Consider the following 22,246-nt stretch of genomic DNA (forward strand, 5'->3'; position numbering starts at 1 on the left):
GAACCCCATGAGCGACACTTCCCCCTACGGCTTCGAGCTTGTGCGGCGTGGGTACGACCGCGCGCAGGTGGACGAACGTATTTCCAAGCTCGTCTCCGACCGTGACAGCGCTCTTGCCCGCATCACTGCTCTGGAAAAGCGCATCGAGGAGCTCCACCTCGAGACGCAGAACGCCCAGGCGCAGGTGAACGACGCGGAGCCGTCGTACGCCGGCCTCGGCGCCCGCGTCGAGAAGATCCTCCGCCTTGCCGAGGAGGAGGCCAAGGACCTGCGCGAGGAGGCCCGCCGGGCCGCCGAGCAGCACCGTGAGCTCGCCGAGTCGGCGGCCCAGCAGGTGCGCAACGATGCGGAGTCGTTCGCCGCCGAGCGCAAGTCCAAGGCGGAGGACGAGGGCGTTCGGATCGTCGAGAAGGCGAAGGGCGAGGCGTCCTCGCTGCGCACCGAGGCGCAGAAGGACGCTCAGTCCAAGCGCGAGGAGGCGGACGCCCTCTTCGAGGAGACCCGCGCCAAGGCCGCCCAGGCCGCCGCGGACTTCGAGACGAACCTGGCCAAGCGCCGCGAGCAGTCCGAGCGCGACCTGGCCTCCCGTCAGGCCAAGGCCGAGAAGCGTCTCGCCGAGATCGAGCACCGCGCCGAGCAGCTCCGCCTGGAGGCGGAGAAGCTGCGTACGGACGCCGAGCGCCGCGCCCGCCAGACGGTGGAGACGGCCCAGCGCCAGGCCGAGGACATCGTGGCCGACGCGAACGCCAAGGCCGACCGGATCCGTTCGGAATCGGAGCGGGAGCTGGCCGCGCTGACCAACCGCCGCGACTCGATCAACGCGCAGCTGACGAACGTGCGCGAGATGCTGGCGACGCTCACCGGTGCGGCCGTCGCCGCCGCGGGTGCGCCCGTCGAGGACGAGCCCATCTCGCGTGGGGTTCCGGCGCAGCAGTCCCGGTAGTTCGTACCACCCCGTGAAGCCCCCCGCCCCCATAGAGGTGGCGGGGGGCTTTTGGGCGTTTTAGCGTGGTCGCATGATCGAGCTCGAGGGGCTGACCAAGCGGTACGGCGACAAGACCGCCGTCGACCGTCTGACCTTCACCGTCAGGCCCGGCATCGTGACCGGCTTCCTCGGGCCGAACGGCGCGGGCAAGTCCACCACCATGCGCATGATGCTGGGCCTGGACAACCCGACGGCCGGCACCGTCCGCATCGACGGCAGGCGCTACGCCCAGCTGAAGGACCCGCTCACCGCCATCGGCGCGCTCCTGGACGCCAAGGCGATGCACGGCGGCCGCAGCGCCTACAACCACCTGCTGTGCCTGGCGCAGTCCAACGGCATCCCGCGCGGCCGCGTCGGCGAGGTCCTGGAGACGGTCGGCCTCACCTCGGTGGCGAGGAAGAAGGCCAAGGGGTTCTCGCTCGGCATGGGCCAGCGGCTCGGCATCGCGGCGGCGCTGCTCGGCGACCCGAAGATCCTGATGTTCGACGAGCCGGTCAACGGGCTGGACCCCGAGGGCATCCACTGGATCCGGAACCTGATGAAGTCCCTCGCGGCGGCCGGCCGCACCGTCTTCGTCTCCTCGCACCTGATGAGCGAGATGGCGCTGACCGCCGACCACCTCGTGGTCATCGGCCAGGGCCGGCTGCTCGCCGACACCTCCATGGCCGAGTTCATCCGGCAGAACTCACGCTCGTACGTCCGTCTGCGCTCCCCGCAGCACAAGCGGCTGCTCGACGTGCTGCACGAGGCCGGGGTCACCGTCGTCGAAGCCGGCGGCGGCACGCTGGAGGTGGACGGGCACGCGCCCGAGGAGCTCGGCGAGCTGGCCGCGAGCCATCATCTGACGCTGCACGAGCTGAGCCCGCAGCAGGCGTCCCTGGAGGAGGCGTTCATGCGGCTCACGGCCGAGTCCGTCGAGTACCACGCGCACTCGGACGCCACCGGGCACCTGCCGCCGGAGGACGCCGGCCTGGAGCCTGCCGAGGCGCAGTCCGCGCAGTCCGCGCAGTCCGGGCCGCAGCCCGGCGGCTGGGGCGCCTCCTGGCAGCAGGGCACCGACAGGAAGGGGGCCTGAGATGGCCGCGTCCCAGGTCCTCCGGTCGGAGTGGACCAAGATCAAGTCGGTGAACTCGACGGCCCTCACGCTCAGCCTCGCGGTGATCGTGTCGGTCGGCCTCGGCATGCTGATCAGCGCCCTGTCGAACAACGAGTTCTCCAACATGTCCGCCAAGGACCGGCTCACCTTCGACCCCACCTTCGTCTCGTTCGCGGGCCTGACGCTCGGCCAGCTGGCGATGGTGGTCTTCGGAGTCCTCGTCGTGGCGAGCGAGTACAGCAGCGGCATGATCCGCACCTCGCTGGCCGCCGTCCCGCAGCGCGGCACCTTCCTGTTCGCCAAGGTGGCGGTCGCGACGCTGCTCGCGCTCGTCGTCTCGCTGATCACGAGCTTCGCCGCGTTCTTCCTCGGCCAGGCGATGCTCGGCGACCACAGCACGGACCTGGGCGAGCCGAACGTGCTGCGCGCGGTGCTCGGCGCGGCCCTCTACATGACGCTGATGGGCATGTTCTCGATGGGCGTCGCCACGATGCTCCGCTCCCCCATGCTGTCGCTCGGCATCCTGATGCCGTTCCTGTTCCTCGTCTCCCCGATCCTCGGCGGCGTCTCCGCGACGAAGAAGGTCGGCCAGTACTTCCCCGACCAGGCGGGCCAGAAGATCATGCAGGTGGTCGCGCGGGACGACGCCCCCTACGGCCCGTGGGGCGGGCTCGCGATCCTGCTGGGCTGGGTGGCGGCGGCCCTCCTCGCGGGCTACCTCCTGCTCAAGAAGCGGGACGCCTGACCGCGGGATCCGGGTCGGGGGCCGGTCCGGGCTCCGGCGGCAGCAGCGCGTCGAAGCCCCGCCAGCCCGACCACTGCCACACGTCCCGGCCGGTCTCGGGCTCCAGCGGCACGAAGCGGCCCAGCTCGAAGTCCTCGGGCCCGACCTTGAACCAGCGCTCGTCGGCCACCTCCGTCCCCAGCCCGACCGTGCGCGCGGTGAGCCGCACCATCAGCTCCACGCCGGTGGAGCTCGACAGGTCCTTGCCCTGGATGCGGGTGAACGGCAGCGCGGTCACCGGCGCGTCGACCGGTATCCACACGGTGAACGGCGCCCCGCGCTCCACGGCCAGCCAGGAGCGCTCGTCGGCCGGCTCGCCCTTCTCGTCGAGGACCTTCAGCCACTTCTTGTAGATGACGAGGCTGCCGTCGTGGGGCGAGCGCTCCAGGTAGCGCAGATGGGCGCGGGCGTGCAGGTCGACGACGGAGAGGTTGTCGAAGCGGTTGTAGAAGCGGACCGCGATGACCGCGTCCTCGCTGCGCGCGTGGTCGCGGGAGTAGCCGGGGAAGTCGGCGGTCCAGGCGTGCGAGACGGAGGCCCGGCGCCGCCAGACGAAGGGCCGCAGGGCGAAGATCTTGATCAGGACGAAGCCGAGGAGCACGGCCGGGGCGAGCGCCCCGGTCACGGAGGCGACGGTGGCCAGGATCTGATGGGCGGTGGAGCGCGGCTCGGGGCTCAGGGAGTCCGTGCCGACGCAGGCCCGCAGCGCGGACAGACCGAGGTCGAGCAGCGCCTCCTGGTCCCCGAACCGTTCGGCCATCGACCGCGGCGAGTGCTCGGTGAGCGTCCACAGCACCGCGATGACGGCGGCCAGGCCGCTCAGCCCGGCCAGAGTCATCAGGATCAGGGAGACGACCGACCGCCCGGCGATCCACCCGCGAACGGACGTCCGGTACCGGGGATGACTCCGCCGGCCTCGCCGCCAACCCCTCATCGCCCCAACTCCCCCTGCCACACAGCCACTTGACGGAAATTCTAGGGCCGGAACGGAATCTTCCGCCTGGTGCCGGGCGATCCGTGGGACGCGGAAGGCACACGGAAGGCCCCGCGCGGGTACCTGTTCCCGTGGAAAGCTGTCCCCGCACCCCCTGACCATCCCGAAGGGCGTCATCGTGAGGACTGAGGACCGAAGCCTGGCGGCGCTCGGACTGGACGGGGTACCCGCCCAGGAGCCCCTGCTCTACCCCGGGCGGCCGATCACCGCCCCCTCCCTGCTCACCGGCGACGAGCTGCTCGAGCTCGACGTGCGACCCCTGCGGCTCGGCGAGTGGTACGTGGAGGAGCGCGCCCAGGAGGCCGCGGCGCAGCGCCGGCTCGACGAGGCCCTGGTCGACCGCGGGCAGGCCGTCACGGGCCGCCGCCACCCGGTGATCGCCGTCGGCTCGAACGCGTCCCCCGGCCAGGTCACGTACAAGCTGACCCGGCTCGGCATCCCGGCGCAGGTGCCGATGGTGCCGGTGCGGGTGCGGGGGGTCGCGGTCGGCTGCTCGGGGCACATCAGCCCGGCCGGCTATGTCGCGGGCACCCCGTACGTGGACCGGGAGGCGACGACGCAGCTGGTGGTGACCTGGCTGGACGCGACGCAGCTCAAGGCGGTCGACGACACCGAGTTCCCCGACTACCGGCGGGCGATACTGCCGGGCGACGCGTTCGAGATGACGATGCCGTCCGGGGAGCGGCTCGGCGGCGCGTACATCTACTTCAGCGCCCACGGGGTGCTCGCCGACCCGCTGACCGGGCGGCCGCGGCCGGGCGGCGGCGACCAGGCCGAGCTGCTCGCGGCGCTCCTGAAGGACTCGCCCCGGCTCGCGGAGCTGCTCGGGCCCGACGCGGAGAGCTGGGTGGCGACCGCCGGGGCCGACGCGGCGGTGCGCGAGCACGGGACGCGGATCTTCGGCGAGGAGGGCTGGGTGCTGCCCCAGACCGAGTTCCTGCCGTACCTCGACGACGCTCCGCGTCCGCGCCTGTACGACGAGCTGCCGCCGGTGGGCGGATCGCTGCCGCCGCAGGGCTGAGGAGGCCTTTACTTTCTCTTGGCTGGAACCGTCAGCTCTCGACTACCCTCCTAACCCTTACGGGGGCGTGTGCCCCGACGTCCTGAACCTTGTCGAACCGTTCAGAACTTCCGATGGGTGCGGAGAATGATCGAGGCAGTCGGCCTGACGAAGCGCTACGGCGCGAAGACGGCCGTGTACAACCTTTCCTTCCAGGTGCGGCCGGGAACCGTCACGGGCTTCCTCGGACCCAACGGGTCGGGCAAGTCGACGACGATGCGCATGATCCTGGGTCTCGACCAGCCCACCTCGGGTCAGGTGACGATCGGCGGCTACCCGTACAACAGGCTGCCGAACGCGCCGCGCCAGGTCGGTGCGCTGCTCGACGCGAAGGCCATGCACGGCGGCCGGGCCGCACGGAACCACCTGCTGTGCCTGGCGCAGCTCGCCGGTATCCCCGCCCGCCGGGTCGACGAGGTGCTCGGGGTCGTCGGTCTGCAGGACGTCGCCAAGCGCCGCTCCAAGGGCTTCTCGCTCGGCATGGGCCAGCGGCTCGGCATCGCGGCCGCGCTGCTCGGCGACCCGCAGGTGCTCCTCTTCGACGAGCCGGTCAACGGCCTGGACCCCGAGGGCATCCTCTGGGTCAGGAACCTGATGAAGTCGCTCGCCGCCGAGGGCCGTACGGTCTTCGTCTCCTCGCACCTGATGAGCGAGATGGCACTGACCGCCGAGCACCTGATCGTCATCGGGCGCGGGCAGCTGCTCGCCGACATGAGCGTGCGGGACTTCATCGCGCACAACTCGGCGGGCTTCGCCCGGGTCCGCACCCCCGACACCGAGCCGCAGCAGCGCGAGAAGCTGTCCACCGCGCTGACCGAGGCCGGCGGGCAGGTGCTGCCCGAGCAGGACGGGGCGCTGCGGGTGACCGGGCTGCCGCTGCCGCGGATCAGCGACCTGGCGCACGCGTCGGACGTCCGGCTGTGGGAGCTGTCGCCGCACCAGGCCTCGCTGGAGGAGGCGTACATGCGGATGACGCAGGGCGCCGTCGACTACCGCTCCACGGTGGACCAGCGGGCCGGGCTGCAGCAGCCGCCGGCGCCGGGCGTGATGGCGCCGCAGCAGATGCCGGTCGCGGGCCAGGGCCAGCCCGGCTGGTACGCCCCGCCGCCGCCCCAGGAGCAGGCTCCGCAGCAGCAGCCCGCGCAGCAGAACCCGTACGCGGCCCCGGCGCAGGCCCAGCCGCAGGCTCAGCCGCTGCCCCAGCCGCCCGCGGCGCCGCCCGCCGCCGCCCCGACCATGGACAAGGACGCCCGATGAGCACGCCGCCCCAGCCCTACGCCGCCCCGCAGCAGCCCCAGGCGACGCCCGACTGGCAGCTGGCCGGTGCCTCGTACGCCTCGCCGATCCCGGTGCGCCGCGCGCATCTGGGCGACGCGCTGCTCTCGGAGTGGACGAAGATCCGCTCGGTGCGCTCCACGATGTGGACGCTCGGCGTGATGATCCTGCTGATGGTCGGCCTCGGTCTCGCCTCCGCGGCCGTCGTCGCGGCCGCCGACACGGTGGAGACCAGCGCGGACGACGTGCTGGGCCTCGGCTTCTTCGGCGCGCTGCTCGGCACGATCTGCGTCATCACGCTCGGCGTCCTGACCATCGCGTCGGAGTACGGCACGGGCATGATCCGTACGACGATGACAGCCTGCTCCAGCCGCAGCCGGGTGCTGGCCGCGAAGGCGATCGTGTTCTTCGCGCTGGTCTTCACGCTGACGACGGTGGTCGCGGCGCTGGTCGGCGCGCTCCAGGTGGGCATCGTCGGCGCGGACTCGCCGAGCGGCTCCGCATGGTTCAAGGCGACCGTCGGCGTCGGCCTGTTCGTGGCGCTGCTCGGTCTGCTCGGCCTCGCGGTCGGCACGCTGGTGCGGCACTCGGCGGGCGCGATCACGATCATGATCGGCCTGGTGCTGCTGCCGCTGGTCCTCGCGATGTTCATGTTCGCCCAGTCGCTGAAGGACGTGCAGCAGGCGCTGCTCGAGTACTCGGTGCCCAGCCAGCTCGTGGTGCTCTACGGCGACTCGGTGGCCGGCGGCAGCGGCCCGACCGGCTGGGACCCGCTGTGGTTCATGCTCGTGGTGACGGGCATCGCGCTCGGCGGCGCGTTCCTCTCGCTCAACAGCCGGGACGTGTAACGGGCTTCCGCCCGCCCTCAGTGGCGGGGCGCGTTACGGGACCGCTGCACCTTCGTGGTGCGGCGGTCCTTCGCGTTCCAGCACGCCTTGTGCCAGTGCCGCCGGTCGTCCACTCCCCCGTACTCGGGCCAGGCCACGACGTGCGCGACGCCCGAGGCGATCTCCTGGTCGCAGCCGGGGCAGCGGTACGTCTTGCCGGCGGCGCTGGCGCCCGCGACGTGCCGCACGTTCCACTCCTCGCCCTGCCAGCTCTCGGTGGACTGGAACCCGCCGTACCGCCTCCCCTCGTCCTCGCTGCTGCCGGACGGGCCGCCGATCTTGGGGCGGTTGCGACGCGGGGACACGGCTCACCTCACGGGTGCGGGGTCCGGGCAGGACCCAAGGGGCAGGGGTCCCGTCCAGCGTAGCCCGGCGCGGCGCGGGTACCCGACGGTCGTCACCCTCGTCACGGCCGGGGCCCGTTCGGGGGGATCTTGGGAAAATCCGCCAATCTTCATGCCCAGCCGTGTCCTTGGCACTTGCCACCCGTTATTGCCCTTAGGGGGAGTGCCCGCGTCGGCACGAAGGAAGGCAGGAGTGCGATGCGCGTAGGAACGTTTGTACTGGCCGCCCAGTTCCCGGGCCAGGGGCAGGGGGAGGCGCTGCACCGGGCGGTGCGGTCGGCCGAGGTCGCCGAGGAGGCCGGCCTGGACTCCGTGTGGCTCGCGGAGCACCATTTCGTGCCGTACGGGACGTGCCCGTCGGCGATCACGCTGGCCGCGCTGCTGCTCGGCCGCACCCGGACGCTGCGCGTCGGCACCGCCGTGAGCGTGCTGCCGACGGTCCATCCGGTGGCCCTGGGCGAGCAGGCTGCGCTGCTGCACCTGACCTCCGGCGGGCGCTTCTCGCTGGGCGTCGGGCGCGGCGGGCCGTGGGTGGACCTGGAGGTGTTCGGCAGTGGTCTCGAGGCGTACGAGTCGGGCTTCCCGGAGTCCCTCGATCTGCTGCTGCGCTGGCTGAGCGAGTCCCATGTGGCGGGCGGGGGCGAGCGGTTCGGCTTCCGTGAGGTCGCCGTCGTGCCGCGCCCCGCGGAGGCGATCGAGGGGACGGCGCCCGCCGGGCCCGAGGTCGTGGTGGCCTGCACCTCGCCGAAGACGGTGCGGCTCGCGGCCGAGCGGGGCCTGCCGATGCTGCTCGGCATGCACATCGGGGACGAGGACAAGGCGGAGATGGTCGCCCTGTGGCGGCGCTGCGCCCGGGAGGCCGGCCGCGACGCCGAGGAGATCCTCACGGCGCCTCATGTGGCGGCCGGTGTCGCCCAGGTCGGTGACACCCGCCGGGAGGCCGTGGAGACGCTCCTGAAGGCGATGCCGGGTTGGCTGAAACAAGGCCTGGACGCGCATGTGACGGTGGACGGACGGGCGCGCGCGATGCGTGACCCGCACGCATACACGGAGTTGCTGTGCGGGCTGCACCCCGTGGGCACGCCGCAGCTGTGCGCGGACCGGCTGGCCGCCACGTCCGAGCGGACGGGCATCTCGCGCTTCGCGCTGCTGGTCGAGGGATCCGGCGATCTCGCGGCGACGGAGGAGAACGTACGACGCCTGGGAGCCGAGGTGCTGGTGCAGCTCGACTGACCGGCCGGGTGGTCCCTCGGGTCGGGCAGGAAGCGGCTCGGGGCAGGCTGATACGGCGGTGGTGCTTGCCGCCCGGTACAGATGCACCTCCCGGGTACGGGGCGGCAAACGGAGATCGGCCCCGGCTGTCAGCAGTCGCGCAGCTCGGGCGACTGGTTGAGCAGCTGGTTGCGGGCCGAGGTGAAGCGGGCCAGCGTCTGATCCACCGCGGGGTCCTGCGGGAAGACCGCGACCCGGTGGCAGTTCTGGAACGCGAGGCGCACACCGAAGTGCCGCTGCAGGGCGCCGCGTATCGCGTCGCTCGCGAGCGCACGCAGCAGCTGGCCACGTGCCTGCTCGTCCGGCGGCGGCGTCTGGTTGTCGGCGAAGGGGCCGCCGTCGACCTTCAGCTGGGCCACCAGGGAGCTGATCATCTCCCAGGCGTAAGGCAGGGAGGTCCGGACGCAGTCGACGAAGTCGGCTTCGTCGACCTCGCCTCGCTCGGCCTGTTCCAACAGGGCCGGTGAGACGTCGAGCGACATGGGTTCTCCTCTCGCACCCCCACGGGATGGCGGGGGTTGACGGACAGGCCTGGAGACCGCGGCACGCACAGCATCGCGAACACGCAGCGTGCACGCGTCGCGACCTCCTGCTTCTACGGTAAGCAACGCAACCGGACGACAACAGGGCGTAGCGCGTACGGTTCGTACACAACCGGCCATTGCCGAACAGGCGGCTACCGGAATAAATGGGGTGGACCGTGAAGGGGCGCAGGGGGCGTCCCCGGGCGAAGTGCGCGGACCGGTCCGGGTCGAGTAGCGTTGCCGACCATGCGTCTCGTCATCGCCCGTTGCTCCGTGGACTACGCGGGCCGGCTCACCGCCCATCTCCCGTCGGCACCCCGCCTGATCCTCGTGAAGGCGGACGGCAGTGTCTCCATCCACGCGGACGACCGGGCCTACAAGCCCCTCAACTGGATGTCCCCGCCGTGCACCCTGAAGGAGGGCAGCGGCGACGACGAGGGCACGTGGACCGTCATCAACAAAGCGGGCGAGAAACTGATCATCACGATGGAGGAGATCCTCCACGACTCCTCGCACGAGCTGGGTGTGGACCCGGGTCTCATCAAGGACGGCGTGGAAGCGCACCTCCAGGAGCTGCTCGCCGACCGCATCGACACGCTCGGCGAGGGCTACTCGCTGATCCGGCGCGAGTACATGACGGCGATCGGTCCGGTCGACATCCTGTGCCGGGACGCCGACGGGCAGACCGTGGCGGTCGAGATCAAGCGGCGTGGTGAGATCGACGGGGTCGAGCAACTCACCCGCTACCTCGAGCTCTTGAACCGGGACCCGCACCTGGCGCCGGTCCGCGGCATCTTCGCCGCCCAGGAGATCAAGCCGCAGGCCCGTGTCCTCGCGACCGACCGCGGCATCGGCTGCGCCGTCCTCGACTACAACGCCCTGCGCGGCATCGAGGACGACAAGCTCCGACTGTTCTGAGCGTTCCGGTTGTTCTGAGCGTTCCGGTTGTTCTGAGCACCGCACGACAAAAGCCGCAGACGCTTCCGCTCATGTACCGAGCGGAAGCGTCTGCGGCTTTTCTGCAGCCGGCCGGCCGGCCGCGCGCCTACGGGGCTTCCGCGGAGCCGGAGCCGGAGGCGACGGAAGCCGACTCCGACTCCGGTGGAGTACCGGTCTCCGTCGCCGGAGGCGTGGTCGAGGGCGGCGGAGTGGTCGGCGGAGCCGAGGACGTCGGCGGCTTGGTCGTCGGCGGCCTCGTGGTCGTCGGCGGCTTGGTGGTGGGCTTCTTCGTCGGGGACTTCGTGGGCGACTGGGAGGGGGCGTCCGACGACGCGGACTCGCTCGGCTCCCCGGAGGGCGAACCACTGGCCGTGTCCGAGGGCGTGGGAGAGCCGGAGGCGCCGGTGTCGCCGGGCCGCACCGAGGACCCGTCCCCGGTGGCGGCGGGATCCACCGGGTCCGTGACGAGCCCGTCTCCCCCGTCGTCCACGGAGGCCGTCGGACGGGTGCCGACGCTGTCGGAGGGCGGTTCGTTGCTGGACGTGGCGCCGAGCGTGACGACGGTGCCGAGCACGGCGACGAGCAGCGCCCCCGCCCCGGCCGCGACGAGGTTGCGCCGCGTTCCGCTGACGATGGACTTGCGGGTGGGCGCCCGGTCGCCGGCGGCGAAGGGAGCGGGCGGCACGGCGGCCTGACGGCTCACCAGCGTCTCCGGCTCGCGCGGCGGCGTGGCGGCGTAGAGGGCGGAGGCCGAGGGGACCCCGCCGGGCGGCGAGGCGGACTCCTCGTGCAGCGCGGCGGGGACCTCCTCGCCCGCGGCGGTGCGGCCGCCGGGCAGCACGCCGCCGGAGCGGTCCGCGACCAGGGCGAGCGCGCGCCGGCCCGCTATCGTGCCGCGCTTGTCGGCGAGGGCGCCGCGCAGCCCGATGGAGGCCTCCAGCTCGGCGCGGGCCCGGTCGAGCTGTCCGCCGAGCAGCGCGAGGATGCCCAACTCGTGGTGGAAGTAGGCCTCTTCGGCGACGTCCCCGGCCAGCCGGGTCGCCTCCTGGCCGGACCGCAGGGCGCGCTCCCAGGCGCTCCAGGCGAGCCCGGCGGCGAACGCGGGCGCGGCGGCGCGGGCCAGCTCCACGGCCGGGCTGGTCTCCCCCTCGGCAGGCGGGGTCGTGTGGGGCAGCAGGGCGCCGAGCGCGGCCAGTACGGCGTCGCTCTCGGCGGCGACCCGCTCGGGCCCGACGGAGGGGTGTCCGGCCCACCAGGCGTAGTGCAGGGCGGCGGTGCGGGCGCGCTCGGCGCTGTCGTCGCCGTAGCCCACGCCCTCCAGCTGGGTGGCGACGCCGGACGCGAGCCGGTAGTGGCCGCCGACGGAGGTGACGAGGGCGCTGGAGACGAGCTCGGCGAGGGCGGCGTCGGCGTGCGTGTCGCCGACGAGCGCGGGCAGGTGCGCCTGGTGCGGGATCTCGCCGCCGAGCAGGACGGCGAAGCGCAGGGTGTCGCGGGCCGAGGCGCTCAGCCGGGAGGCGAGCAGCGCGGCGGGCGCGGCGCCCTCGGCGAGCGAGGGCAGCGGCACGTCGGACCCGCCCGCGCTGTCGAACGGCGCGTCCGAGGGGGCGTCGGCGGGAGTGGCGGGCGCGGCGGGGCCGTCGAAGACGCTGAGGTCGTCGAAGGCGCTCGATGCGGTGCGCAGCCGGTCACGCTGGCGGAGCAGGGCTCCGGCCTGGGCGAAACGCAGCGGGAGTCCCTCGGACTCGAACCACAGGTCGCCGGCCCACTGGGTCTCCTCGTCGGTGAGCACGCGGCCGACGGCGCGCTCCAGGAGCTCCAGGCTGCCGCCGCGGCCGAGGCCTTCGAGGGCGACCTCCTCGACGTGGGAGTCGGCGGTCGGGGCGGCGACGTCGGGCGTGGCGGCGAGCAGGAAGGCGCACTCGGGCGTGGCTTCGAGGAGCTCGTCGAGCGCGGCGCCGCCGAACTCGAGGTCGTCCAGGAGGACGACGGCGCCTATGTCGTGGACGAGTTCGAGCAGGAGCGTGCGGTCGGGGCGGTGCAGCGGCGCGTCGTGGACGGCGCCGAAGAGGTCGTACAGGAGGTCGGTGGCGGAGCGGCGGTGGCCGGAGAGCCGGATGACGCCGTCGGGCGCCAGGTCGAGGCAGTCGTCGGCGAGCTGGTCGAGCAGCGCGGTGCGGCCCGAGCCGGAGGGTCCGGTCAGGCGCACGGAGCGGCCGCGGGCGAGCAGCTGGACGAGGCGCTCGCGGACCTCCTGGCGCTCCAGGAGCGGGAGCCGGGGCAGCGCGGGGCCCGGCGGCAGCGGCGGGCGGGCGGCACGGGTCAGCTCGGCACGCGCGGCGGCGTCTCGCTTGACGGGCCGGCCCGGGCGTTCGCCGGGCGGGCAGGGTTCGATCTCGCTGCCGTCGACGGGGTTGACGGTCAGCAGGAAGTCCCCGGAGACCAGTTGCACCGTGCGGGCGAGCGCGGGTGCGGGCTGGCCGAAGTCGGCCGTGACCGGGTCGCGCGGTGGCCGTGATCGACCCCCGCGGCCGGGTGTGTCGCCGTCGTGCCGGTCCTGGCCGAAATCTTCCGGTCCCCGGTTCATCGGGTCCATGGTCAAAGCCCCCCAAAAGCGTGGTGTGCCGCTGCCCCTCCCGGCCTGTGCACACTGCGCTGTCGCTTCTGGTCCGGTGCCCGCGCGGCGGGTTTCGTACCGCGGGCGACCGAACCCTAGACCTTGGCACAGTATCTACGAACACGCGGGGTGCCGTGCCGCCCGAGACATCACGGTCTCGTGAGGATTGTGCGCGCTTCCCACTGGAATGAACGATTCATCCGTGGGCCCCGGGGCCCTGGGCGCTTTTTCGCCGTCCGGAGTTCAGACGCGCGGCAGCGACTCCACGCCGATCCCGCCCTCGATGGCCAGGATCCGGTGCAGTCGCGTCGCGACCAGCAGGCGCTGCATCTGCGCCGGTACGCCCCTCAGCACGAGGCGTCGGCCGCAGCGGCCGGCGCGCCGGTGGGCGCCCATGATGACGCCCAGACCGGTCGCGTCCCACGAGTCCAGTCCGGACAGGTCGAGCACCAGATCACCGATGCCGTCGTCGACGGCGGTGTGCAGGACCGTACGGGCGTCCGCCGCGCTGCGGACGTCGAGGCGCCCCCCGACGACCAGCTCGGCGTGGTCGCCCCTGATGTGCATATGCGCTCCCCCTGAGTACGAGAGGTGTCCGTGTGATCCAGGTGATCTGGGTATGTCACTGCAACTGACTGGCGCGAGGCACCAGAAGTTGCCGTCCGTAAGCGAACCGATACCGAAATCACCCCGAGGGGTGACTTCGCGTCAGGCCCGCGTTCGATCGTGCGTTCAGCCGTGCTTGTAGAAGCCCTGCCCGCTCTTGCGGCCGATGTCACCCGCGTCCACCATCCGGCGCATCAGCTCCGGCGGCGCGAACTTCTCGTCCTGGGACTCCGTGTAGATGTTCTCGGTGGCGTGCAGCAGGATGTCGACGCCCGTGAGGTCGGCGGTGGCGAGCGGGCCCATCGCGTGCCCGAAGCCGAGCTTGCAGGCGATGTCGATGTCCTCGGCGGTGGCGACGCCCGATTCGTACAGCTTCGCGGCCTCGACGACGAGGGCGGAGATGAGACGGGTCGTCACGAAACCGGCCACGTCGCGGTTGACGACGATGCAGGTCTTGCCGACGGACTCGGCGAACTCCCGGGTCTTCGCGAGCGTTTCGTCACTCGTCTTGTAGCCGCGCACCAGCTCGCACAGCTGCATCATCGGGACGGGCGAGAAGAAGTGCGCGCCGACGACGCGCTCCGGGTGCTCGGTGACCGCCGCGATCTTGGTGATCGGGATGGCGGAGGTGTTGGACGCGAGCACGGCGTCGTCGCGCACGATCTTGTCGAGGGCGCGGAAGATGTCGTGCTTGACCGCGAGCTTCTCGAAGACGGCCTCGACGACGATGTCCGCGTCGGCGACGGCGTCCAGATCCGTCGTCGTGGTGATGCGCCCGAGCGCCGCCTCGGCGTCCTCGGCGCTGAGTTTGCCCTTGCTCACGAACTTGTCGTACGACGCCTTGATGCCGCCGGTGCCCCGCGCGAGGGCTTCGTCGGTGACGTCGCGCAGGACGACGTCCCAGCCCGCCTGGGCCGATACCTGGGCGATGCCGGATCCCATGAGACCGGCTCCGATGACGGCGAGCTTCCCTGCCACGTGCGACTCCCCTAACCGCGAAAGCGCCGTACCGCCGACCGCGTCGGCGCATACCGCTTAACCACTGTTCACATTGCTCTTTTGCGGACCTTAGCGCCCGTGAGGGGCCGTGTGACCGCTAAGAGATGCGCGTCACGTCTCGAATGACGGACATCACACCGGTACGGCGCATCGGCGGGACCCGGCGCCCATCACGCGCCGCGCACGGCGTAGTTGAGCACCTTGTCGCTCAACAGGGCCTCGATGTCGTCGAGGACGTCGAGCATCTCGCGGGAGACCTCCTCGGGCCGGCCGCCCGCCATCATGCGGCGGCCGATCTCGCCCATGACCGTCTGGTGCACCCAGTTGATCTGGCCGGCGACGAGGGTCGGGCGCGGGTCGAGCGGGTCGGCGCCGATCTCCTCGCGCAGGGTCTCCTCGATGTTCTCCAGGACCTCCTGGGAGAGCCGCCACATGCGGGAGCGCAGGGTCGGTGCGTCGTGCAGGACGCGCATGAAACGGGAGTAACCGTCCATCAGGCCCACGCGCGGCGACACCGCCTCGACCTCGTCGCGCAGTTCGCGCAGGACGGCCCGGGCCGCGGACTCCCCGACGTCGCGGCCGCGCACCCAGCGCGACATCCGGTCCACGACGCCGGCGCTGCGGTCGAGGAACAGGTCCTCCTTGGCCGGGAAGTAGTTGTAGACCGTGTTCACGGAGACGTCCGCGGCGTCCGCGATCTCCGCGATGGTCACCGCGTCGAAGCCGCGCTCCAGGAACAGCCCGGTCGCGACGTCCGAGATGTACTGCCTGGTCTGGCGCTTCTTCCGCTCCCTGAGCCCTTCTGCCATGTCCCGAGCCTAGCCCGTTCCTGGCGTCCCTGAAATTTTGGGGACATTGCAAAATTTAAGTGACTCTGTTTTTCTTGCGGCCATGGCAGTCATCAGCACGTCCGGGCTCGCCCGGACCTTCATGACCAGACAGGGCCCCGTGGAAGCGGTCCGGGGCATCGACCTACGGGTCCCGGCCGGCGAGATCCTCGGCTTCCTCGGGCCGAACGGGGCGGGCAAGACGACCACCCTGCGCATGCTCACCACGCTGCTCGCGCCGACCGGGGGCGCCGCCACCGTCGCGGGCCGCGACCTCGTGACCGACCCGGCGGGCGTGCGCCGCGCGGTGGGATACGTGGCCCAGTCCGGCGGCGTCGACCCGACGATCTCGGTGCGCGAGGAGCTGGTCACCCAGGGCCGCCTGTACCGGCTGACGAAGGCTCAGGCGGCGGCCCGGGCGGAGGAGCTGGCCGCCGACCTCGGACTCGACGCTCTGATGGACCGCCGGACCGGCGCGCTCTCCGGCGGGCAGCGCAGGCGCCTCGACCTCGCGATGGGGCTCACGCACCGCCCCGCGGTCCTCTTCCTCGACGAGCCGACGACCGGCCTCGACCCGGGCAGCCGCGCCGACCTGTGGGACCTGGTGCGCCGGCTGCGCGACACGCACGGCACGACGGTGTTCCTGACCACCCACTACCTCGACGAGGCGGACGTCCTCGCGGACCGGATCGTGGTCGTGGACCGGGGTGTCGTGGCGGCGGAGGGCACGCCGGACGAGCTCAAGCGCGCGTACGGCGGCTCGGCCGGCGCCTCGCTCCAGGACACGTTCCTGGCCATCACGGGACGCGGACCCGCGCCCGTCGACCCGACCCCGGTGGCGGTGTGAGCACGATGCGGACCCTGATCTCCGACACGGCGCTGATCTTCGGCCGGTACGCCCGGCAGACCCTCTCCTCCCGCTTCCAGATGCTCTTCGGCATCCTCATGCCGCTGCTCTACCTGCTGTTCTTCGGCCCCCTGCTCACCGGCCTGCCGCTCGGCTCCAGCGGCAGCTCCTGGCAGGTCCTGGTCCCCGGGCTGCTGCTCCAGCTCGGCCTGTTCGGCGCCTCGTTCTGCGGATTCGCGATCATCCTGGAGAACAACCACGGCGTCGTGGAGCGGCTGCGCGTCACCCCGGTCAGCCGGCTCGCGCTGCTGCTCGGCCGGGTGCTGCGGGACACGGCCCTGTTCGTCTTCCAGGGCGTGCTGCTCGTCCTGACCGCGCTGGCGCTCGGCCTGCGCGCCCCGCTCGCCGGCATCCTGATCGGCTTCGGCTTCGTGGCGCTCGTGGTGGTGTCGCTGGCCTCGCTGTCGTACGCGCTCGCGCTGCGGGTCCGTACGCCGCAGGAGTTCGGGCCGGTCGTCAACGCGGTGAGCATGCCGTCGATGCTGCTGTCCGGGCTGATGCTGCCGATGGCGCTCGCGCCGGGCTGGCTGGACGTCCTGTCGCACGTGATGCCGCTGCGCTATCTCGTGGACGCGATGCGGGACGCGTACGTGGGCTCGTACGCGACGGCGCACATGCTGTACGGGACGCTGGTCGCGCTCGGATGCGCCGGACTCGCCGTGACGGTGGGCACACGTGTCTTCCGGCGGGCCGGAGCATAACTACCCTGGCGGCATGGTCAATCTGACGCGCATCTACACCCGGACCGGCGACCAGGGCACGACCGCCCTCGGCGACATGAGCCGCACCGCGAAGACCGATCTGCGGATCTCGGCGTACGCGGACGCCAACGAGGCCAATGCCGTGATCGGCACCGCGATCGCCCTCGGCGGGCTCGACGAGGAGGTCGTCACGGTGCTGACGCGCGTGCAGAACGACCTGTTCGACGTGGGCGCCGACCTGTCGACGCCGGTCGTGGAGAACCCGGAGTACCCGCCGCTGCGGGTCGAGCAGTTCTACGTGGACAAGCTGGAGGCGGACTGCGACCGCTTCAACGAGCGGCTGGAGAAGCTCCGCTCGTTCATCCTGCCCGGCGGCACCGCGGGCGCGGCCCTGCTCCACCAGGCCTGCACCGTCGTGCGCCGGGCCGAGCGGTCCACCTGGGCGGCGATGGAGGTGCACGGCGAGACGATGAACCCGCTGACCGCCACCTACCTCAACCGCCTCTCCGACCTCCTGTTCATCCTCGCCCGCACGGCGAACCAGGAGGTCGGGGACGTGCTGTGGGTGCCGGGCGGCGAGCGCTAGCCCTTGGTCACCGACGTGGAACGCTCCGGAGCCCTCTTCGGGAACAGGGTGTAACTGCCCGCGATGATCACGTTGAGGGCGATGACGACGAGCATCTTCTGCTGCCAGGCCCGCAGCGAGCTCACGTCGCCGTCGCCGCCGACGTACCAGACGGCGCCCTGGAGCAGGCCCATCGCGATGAGCGAGGCCAGCGTCCACAGCCCGGCGATCTTCCACTCGTGGACGGCCCGCGCCCTCCCGTACTTCGGGGTGCTCGGCGGCGGGCCGCCGGCGAAGCGGTGGGCGACGCGGACGTCCACCCACTGGATCGTGTGGTGGCCGAGCGCGATCGAGTAGCCGATGTACGCGGCGGCCAGGCCGTGCTTCCAGTCGGGCTGGGCGCCGTTCTTCAGGTCGATCACGGTGACGACGAAGAGCGCCACTTCGAGCAGCGGTTCGCACAGCAGGACGGCGACGCTCGCGCGCGGCATCTTGGCCCAGTAGCGCAGGGCGAGACCGGCGGCGAGCAGCACCCAGAAGGCGACCTCGCAGATGACGATCAGTACGGCGACCACGGTGGATGCCCCTTTCCGGTGCAGGCTCCCTTCCAGGTTCCGTGCCGGGTGCGGCGCTTTCGTCGTCGCCGGTGACGAATCGCGACTGCATCCTTCGATGTAGCCGGGGCGCGCCCGGCTTCGTCCCGCGGCACCATGCCCGGGCCGCCCGGTGCGTGTTGGATGGGGACATGTCTCTCGCGCTCCCCCGCCCGCACCGCGACGACGTACGGATCGCGGTCGGCGGGCTGCTCGGCGGGCTCGTGCTGTGGGGGCTCGGGCTCGCCATGAACCCCGGGCGGGTGCTCGACGGCGCGTGGCTGCTGGTGCCGCTCATCGCGGTGTCGGCTCTGGAGCTGCTGCGCCGGACGCGGCCGCGGACCGCCGTGCTCCTGGGGACGGTCGCGCTGATCGCCGACCAGTTCACGCGGGGCAGCCTGGCGACGGTGCTGATGTTCACGGACCTGATGTACGCGGGCGCCCTGTACGGGCCTCCGGCCATGGCGCGCCGTCTCCCGGTGGTGACGGGTCTGCTGACGGTCGGGGCGACACTGGGCTTTCTGGCCTGGTGGCGGCAGCCGGAGGCGGTCCTGGTCGGGGTCGCGACCGGGCTGGTCGCGTTCGGGCCCGCGGCCACCGGTCTGCTGGTGCGCGGCCACCGGGACCGGGCCGCCGACGAGCGGCTGCGCGCGGAGCAGACCGCGCTGCTCGCCGAGCTGGACCGGACGCAGGCGGTCACGGCCGAACGCGCCCGGATGGCCCGCGAGCTGCACGACATGGTGGCGAACCATCTGTCGGCCATCGCGATCCACTCGACGGCCGCGCTGTCCATCGACGACGCGGCGACCACGCGCGGCGCCCTGGAGACGATCCGGGAGAACAGCGTGGACGGACTGGCCGAGATGCGCCGCCTCATCGGCATCCTGCGGGACGCGGGCGGCGACAGCGAGCCGGTCGCCGCGCCCACCCTGGACGGCCTGGCCGCGCTCGTCGAACAGGCCCGCGCCAACGGCCTGGACGCCGAGTCCACGGTGACCGGCTCCGTGGACGGCCTGCCGGCCCCGGTCGAACTCGCCGCGTACCGCATCGTCCAGGAGTCCCTCACCAACGCCCTCAAGCACGCCTCCCCCGGCCCCGTCACGGTCGAGGTCGACCGCACCGGCGAGCGCGTCGAGGTACGGGTCACCAGCCCGTTCGGAGACCGGGACGGGCCGCGCGCACCCGGTTCCGGGGCGGGACTCGTCGGCATGCGCGAGCGTGCCGCGCTGCTCGACGGCAGCTTCGCGGCGGGCCCCGAGGACTCCCCCGCCGGAAAGATCTGGCGGGTCCGCGCGGAGCTGCCCCTGACCCGCCCCGCACCCCTCGAAGGAGACCCCGCGTGACCCGCGTGACCCGCGTGACCCGCGTGACCCGCGTACTCGTCGCCGAGGACCAGTCCGCCGTACGGGCCGGACTCGTCCTCATCCTGAACAGCGCACCCGACATCGAGGTCGTCGGCGAGGCCGAGGACGGGGAGCGGGCGGTGGCGCTGGCGCGGGAACTGCGGCCGGATCTGGTCCTGATGGACGTGCAGATGCCGCGCCTGGACGGGGTTTCGGCCACCCGCGCGGTCGTCGCCGAGGGCCTCGCGGACGTACTGGTGCTGACCACCTTCGACCTCGACGCCTACGTGTTCGGGGCGCTGCGCGCGGGCGCGGCCGGGTTCCTGCTGAAGAACACCGAGGCGAAGGACCTGATCGAGGCGGTGCGGACGGTGGCCCGCGGGGAGGGACTGATCGCGCCGGCGGTGACGCGCCGGCTGATCGCCGAGTTCGCGGCGGCCGGAACAGCGGCCGAACGGCCCGCCGCTCCCCCGGAGTTGGCCGACCTCACCCGGCGCGAGCGGGAGGTCCTGTCCTGTCTGGGCGAGGGCCTGTCGAACGCGGAGCTCGCGGCGCGGCTCGACATGGCGGAGGCGACGGTGAAGACCCACGTCAGCCGACTCCTCGGCAAACTCGGCCTGCGCAGCCGGGTCCAGGCGGCGGTGCTGGCGCAGGAGTTGGGGCTGTAGGCCGGTTCGGGGTCAACGGACGGCCCATCCGGGCAGGTTGGCCGGAATCCGTAATTGGTTTAGACCTTGACCGCTGGTCCAGACCTTTCTATTCTCGCGGCACTGCGGTGAGCACGGCAGGGCGCGTTCCCCCACCCCCGGTGCTCATGGGCGTCGCAGGGTTCCACCCCCATCACGAACCCCGGAACACCCGAGGAGCATGCGATGCGCTCGACCGACGTACCCAGACACGTCCCCCGGCAGCGACTGCGGCACAGAACCACCGCCGCGCTGGCCACCCTCGTCCTCCCCGCCGCGGCCCTCGTCGGCCTCGCCACCCCCTCCCACGCCGCCGCCGAGGCCTCCGCCGTCACCGCCACCTTCGCCAAGACCCAGGACTGGGGCAGCGGCTTCGAAGGCAAGTGGACGATTCGGAACTCCGGCTCCACGACGGTGAGTTCCTGGACCGTCGAATGGGACTACCCCTCCGGCACCAAGGTCACCTCGGCCTGGGACGCCACCGTCACCAACTCCGCCGACCACTGGACCGCGAAGAACCTCTCCTGGAACGGGACGCTCGCCCCCGGCGCCTCGGTCTCCTTCGGGTTCAACGGCAGCGGCTCCGGCGCCCCCACCGGCTGCAAGCTCAACGGCGGCTCCTGCGACGGCGGCGACGTCCCCGGCGACACGGCCCCCACCGCCCCCGGCACCCCGACCGCCTCCGGCGTCACCGACACCTCGGTGAAGCTCTCCTGGTCCGCCGCCACCGACGACAAGGGCGTCAAGAACTACGACGTCCTGCGCGGCGGCGCCAAGGTCGCGACCGTCACCGGGACCACGTACACGGACTCCGGCCTCACCGCCGGCACCGACTACTCGTACACGGTCCAGGCCCGCGACACCGCCGACCAGACCGGCCCGGTCTCCGGCGCCGTCAAGGTGCACACCACCGGCGGAGGCGGCACCGACCCGGGCCCCGGCACCGGTGACGCCGTCAAGATGGGCTACTTCACCGACTGGGGTGTCTACGGCCGCCAGTACTACCCGAAGAACCTGGAGACCTCCGGCTCGGCCGCCAAGGTCACGCACATCAACTACGCCTTCGGCAACGTCCAGGGCGGCAAGTGCACCATGGGCGACGCCTACGCCGACACGGACATGGCGTACACCGCCGCCAACTCCGTCTCCGGCGCGGCCGACACCTGGGACCAGCCGCTGCGCGGCGCCTTCAACCAGCTGCGCCAGCTCAAGGCCAAGCACCCGAACCTGAAGATCCTCTGGTCCTTCGGCGGCTGGACCTGGTCCGGCGGCTTCGGCGAGGCCGCGAAGAACCCGGCCGCGTTCGCCGAGTCCTGCTACAACCTGGTCGAGGACCCGCGCTGGGCCGATGTCTTCGACGGCATCGACATCGACTGGGAGTACCCGAACGCCTGCGGTCTGACCTGTGACACCTCGGGCCCGGACGCGCTGAAGAAGCTGACCTCGGCGCTGCGCTCCAAGTTCGGCGCGAGCAACCTCGTCACCGCCGCGATCACCGCCGACGGCTCCTCCGGCGGCAAGATCGACAAGGCCGACTACGCGGGCGCCGGCCAGTCCCTCGACTGGTACAACGTCATGACCTACGACTTCTTCGGCGCCTGGGAGGCCAAGGGCCCGACCGCCCCGCACTCCCCGCTCACCTCGTACTCCGGCATCCCGCAGCAGGGCTTCACCTCCGCGGACGCCATCGCCAAGCTCAAGGCCCAGGGCGTCCCGGCGTCCAAGCTCCTGCTCGGCATCGGCTTCTACGGGCGCGGCTGGACCGGCGTCACGCAGAAGGAGCCGGGCGGCACGGCGACGGGTCCCGCGGCCGGCACGTACGAGCAGGGCATCGAGGACTACAAGGTCCTCAAGACCAAGTGCCCCTCGAACGGCACGGTGGCCGGGACGGCGTACGCCTTCTGCGGTTCCGACTGGTGGTCCTACGACACGCCCGCGACGATCGGCTCGAAGATGAGCTGGGCCAAGTCGCAGGGCCTGCGCGGAGCGTTCTTCTGGGAGTTCTCGGGAGACACGTCCAACGGTGAACTGGTCTCGGCGGTCGCCTCCGGCCTGAACTAGCCCTCGGGCACCGCGCAAAAAAGCCGAAGCCGAGCCGGTGGGAACGCCCCCCACCAGCTCGGCTTCTTCATGCCGATGCGGGACCACCGGCCGGTGGGGGGGGGGGGGGGGGGGGGGGGGGGGGGGGGGGGGGGGGGGGGGGGGGGGGGGGGGGGGGGGGGGGGGGGGGGGGGGGGGGGGG

Annotated in this window: 22 protein-coding genes; 14 read left to right on the forward strand and 8 right to left on the reverse strand. The window is 72.0% G+C overall.

What is annotated here, in order from left to right; translation table 11 throughout:
- Nucleotides 1–7: 7 nt before the first annotated feature.
- The 3 genes from ACIBTU_RS38720 to ACIBTU_RS38730 all read left to right on the forward strand — a co-directional run bounded on the left by ACIBTU_RS38720 (nt 8) and on the right by ACIBTU_RS38730 (nt 2,826).
- Nucleotides 8–943, forward strand: a complete 936-nt coding sequence (locus tag ACIBTU_RS38720; protein ID WP_399131475.1) for a cellulose-binding protein — start codon at nt 8–10, stop codon at nt 941–943.
- A gap of 73 nt (nt 944–1,016) precedes the next feature.
- Entirely contained in the window at nt 1,017–2,060 is a 1,044-nt protein-coding gene (locus tag ACIBTU_RS38725; RefSeq protein ID WP_399131476.1) for an ABC transporter ATP-binding protein, read from the forward strand.
- Nucleotide 2,061: 1 nt separating this feature from the next.
- On the forward strand, nt 2,062–2,826 hold the full coding sequence (locus ACIBTU_RS38730; RefSeq protein WP_399131477.1) for an ABC transporter permease subunit: 765 nt from the start codon (nt 2,062–2,064) through the stop codon (nt 2,824–2,826).
- Here ACIBTU_RS38730 and ACIBTU_RS38735 read toward each other — a convergent pair.
- Nucleotides 2,807–3,703: a hypothetical protein gene (locus ACIBTU_RS38735; protein WP_399131479.1), complete on the reverse strand. Its 897-nt coding sequence runs from the start codon at nt 3,701–3,703 to the stop codon at nt 2,807–2,809. The two genes, ACIBTU_RS38730 and ACIBTU_RS38735, sit on opposite strands and share 20 nt — an antisense overlap.
- A gap of 274 nt (nt 3,704–3,977) precedes the next feature.
- Here ACIBTU_RS38735 and ACIBTU_RS38740 point away from each other — a divergent pair, with 274 nt between their 5' ends.
- The 3 genes from ACIBTU_RS38740 (at nt 3,978) to ACIBTU_RS38750 (ending at nt 7,042) form a co-directional block, all read left to right on the forward strand.
- Nucleotides 3,978–4,880: a hypothetical protein gene (locus ACIBTU_RS38740; RefSeq protein ID WP_399131480.1), complete on the forward strand. Its 903-nt coding sequence runs from the start codon at nt 3,978–3,980 to the stop codon at nt 4,878–4,880.
- Nucleotides 4,881–5,006: 126 nt separating this feature from the next.
- Nucleotides 5,007–6,176: an ABC transporter ATP-binding protein gene (locus ACIBTU_RS38745; protein WP_399131482.1), complete on the forward strand. Its 1,170-nt coding sequence runs from the start codon at nt 5,007–5,009 to the stop codon at nt 6,174–6,176.
- Nucleotides 6,173–7,042 carry an ABC transporter permease gene (locus tag ACIBTU_RS38750; protein ID WP_399131483.1) on the forward strand — a complete coding sequence of 290 codons (870 nt, stop codon included), beginning with the start codon at nt 6,173–6,175 and terminating at the stop codon, nt 7,040–7,042. Before ACIBTU_RS38745 ends, ACIBTU_RS38750 begins: the two co-directional genes overlap by 4 nt.
- 17 nt (nt 7,043–7,059) lie before the next feature.
- On the opposite strand, the gene ACIBTU_RS38755 is transcribed toward ACIBTU_RS38750, so the two are convergent.
- Nucleotides 7,060–7,386 carry an ATP/GTP-binding protein gene (locus tag ACIBTU_RS38755; protein ID WP_399131484.1) on the reverse strand — a complete coding sequence of 109 codons (327 nt, stop codon included), beginning with the start codon at nt 7,384–7,386 and terminating at the stop codon, nt 7,060–7,062.
- Between the two features lie 237 nt (nt 7,387–7,623).
- Here ACIBTU_RS38755 and ACIBTU_RS38760 point away from each other — a divergent pair, with 237 nt between their 5' ends.
- Complete coding sequence (locus tag ACIBTU_RS38760) at nt 7,624–8,658, forward strand: LLM class flavin-dependent oxidoreductase (protein WP_399131485.1); 1,035 nt, start codon at nt 7,624–7,626, stop codon at nt 8,656–8,658.
- Nucleotides 8,659–8,786: 128 nt separating this feature from the next.
- Here ACIBTU_RS38760 and ACIBTU_RS38765 read toward each other — a convergent pair whose 3' ends face one another.
- The gene (locus tag ACIBTU_RS38765) at nt 8,787–9,179 is read right to left on the reverse strand and encodes an SCO5389 family protein (protein ID WP_399131486.1); all 393 of its coding nucleotides are present in this window, start codon (nt 9,177–9,179) and stop codon (nt 8,787–8,789) included.
- Between the two features lie 288 nt (nt 9,180–9,467).
- Here ACIBTU_RS38765 and nucS point away from each other — a divergent pair, with 288 nt between their 5' ends.
- Nucleotides 9,468–10,139 carry an endonuclease NucS gene (nucS, locus tag ACIBTU_RS38770; protein ID WP_399131487.1) on the forward strand — a complete coding sequence of 224 codons (672 nt, stop codon included), beginning with the start codon at nt 9,468–9,470 and terminating at the stop codon, nt 10,137–10,139.
- Between the two features lie 127 nt (nt 10,140–10,266).
- Here the strand turns inward: nucS and ACIBTU_RS38775 are convergent, their stop codons facing one another.
- The 4 genes from ACIBTU_RS38775 to ACIBTU_RS38790 form a co-directional block, all read right to left on the reverse strand.
- Nucleotides 10,267–12,756 (reverse strand): ATP-binding protein, encoded by a 2,490-nt coding sequence (locus ACIBTU_RS38775; RefSeq protein ID WP_399131488.1) that lies wholly within the window; start codon nt 12,754–12,756, stop codon nt 10,267–10,269.
- Between the two features lie 264 nt (nt 12,757–13,020).
- Nucleotides 13,021–13,344 (reverse strand): STAS domain-containing protein, encoded by a 324-nt coding sequence (locus ACIBTU_RS38780; protein WP_188336839.1) that lies wholly within the window; start codon nt 13,342–13,344, stop codon nt 13,021–13,023.
- Between the two features lie 165 nt (nt 13,345–13,509).
- On the reverse strand, nt 13,510–14,361 hold the full coding sequence (locus ACIBTU_RS38785; protein ID WP_399131489.1) for a 3-hydroxyacyl-CoA dehydrogenase family protein: 852 nt from the start codon (nt 14,359–14,361) through the stop codon (nt 13,510–13,512).
- A gap of 191 nt (nt 14,362–14,552) precedes the next feature.
- A complete protein-coding gene (locus tag ACIBTU_RS38790) occupies nt 14,553–15,191 on the reverse strand; it encodes a TetR/AcrR family transcriptional regulator (RefSeq protein WP_399131490.1) in 639 nt (212 codons plus the stop codon).
- A gap of 82 nt (nt 15,192–15,273) precedes the next feature.
- On the opposite strand from ACIBTU_RS38790, the gene ACIBTU_RS38795 reads away from it, so the two are divergent.
- From ACIBTU_RS38795 to ACIBTU_RS38805, 3 genes are read left to right on the forward strand one after another with little or no spacing between them, the layout of a single operon-like run.
- Nucleotides 15,274–16,056, forward strand: a complete 783-nt coding sequence (locus tag ACIBTU_RS38795; RefSeq protein WP_399131491.1) for an ABC transporter ATP-binding protein — start codon at nt 15,274–15,276, stop codon at nt 16,054–16,056.
- Nucleotides 16,057–16,061: 5 nt separating this feature from the next.
- The gene (locus tag ACIBTU_RS38800) at nt 16,062–16,817 is read left to right on the forward strand and encodes an ABC transporter permease (RefSeq protein ID WP_399131498.1); all 756 of its coding nucleotides are present in this window, start codon (nt 16,062–16,064) and stop codon (nt 16,815–16,817) included.
- 13 nt (nt 16,818–16,830) lie between these two features.
- Nucleotides 16,831–17,403, forward strand: coding sequence for a cob(I)yrinic acid a,c-diamide adenosyltransferase (locus ACIBTU_RS38805; RefSeq protein WP_399131492.1), 573 nt, complete (start codon nt 16,831–16,833; stop codon nt 17,401–17,403).
- Here the strand turns inward: ACIBTU_RS38805 and ACIBTU_RS38810 are convergent.
- A complete protein-coding gene (locus ACIBTU_RS38810) occupies nt 17,400–17,957 on the reverse strand; it encodes a hypothetical protein (protein WP_399131493.1) in 558 nt (185 codons plus the stop codon). The two genes, ACIBTU_RS38805 and ACIBTU_RS38810, sit on opposite strands and share 4 nt — an antisense overlap.
- A gap of 170 nt (nt 17,958–18,127) precedes the next feature.
- On the opposite strand from ACIBTU_RS38810, the gene ACIBTU_RS38815 reads away from it, so the two are divergent.
- The 3 genes from ACIBTU_RS38815 (at nt 18,128) to ACIBTU_RS38825 (ending at nt 22,065) form a co-directional block, all read left to right on the forward strand.
- Nucleotides 18,128–19,318 carry a sensor histidine kinase gene (locus ACIBTU_RS38815; RefSeq protein WP_399131495.1) on the forward strand — a complete coding sequence of 397 codons (1,191 nt, stop codon included), beginning with the start codon at nt 18,128–18,130 and terminating at the stop codon, nt 19,316–19,318.
- A 23-nt stretch (nt 19,319–19,341) separates the two neighbouring features.
- Nucleotides 19,342–19,986, forward strand: coding sequence for a response regulator (locus ACIBTU_RS38820; protein ID WP_399131499.1), 645 nt, complete (start codon nt 19,342–19,344; stop codon nt 19,984–19,986).
- Nucleotides 19,987–20,190: 204 nt separating this feature from the next.
- On the forward strand, nt 20,191–22,065 hold the full coding sequence (locus tag ACIBTU_RS38825; RefSeq protein WP_399131496.1) for a glycosyl hydrolase family 18 protein: 1,875 nt from the start codon (nt 20,191–20,193) through the stop codon (nt 22,063–22,065).
- Nucleotides 22,066–22,246 lie beyond the last annotated feature (181 nt).

This window comes from Streptomyces sp. NPDC050145 (assembly GCF_044460245.1).
In the GTDB taxonomy this organism is placed as follows: domain Bacteria; phylum Actinomycetota; class Actinomycetes; order Streptomycetales; family Streptomycetaceae; genus Streptomyces.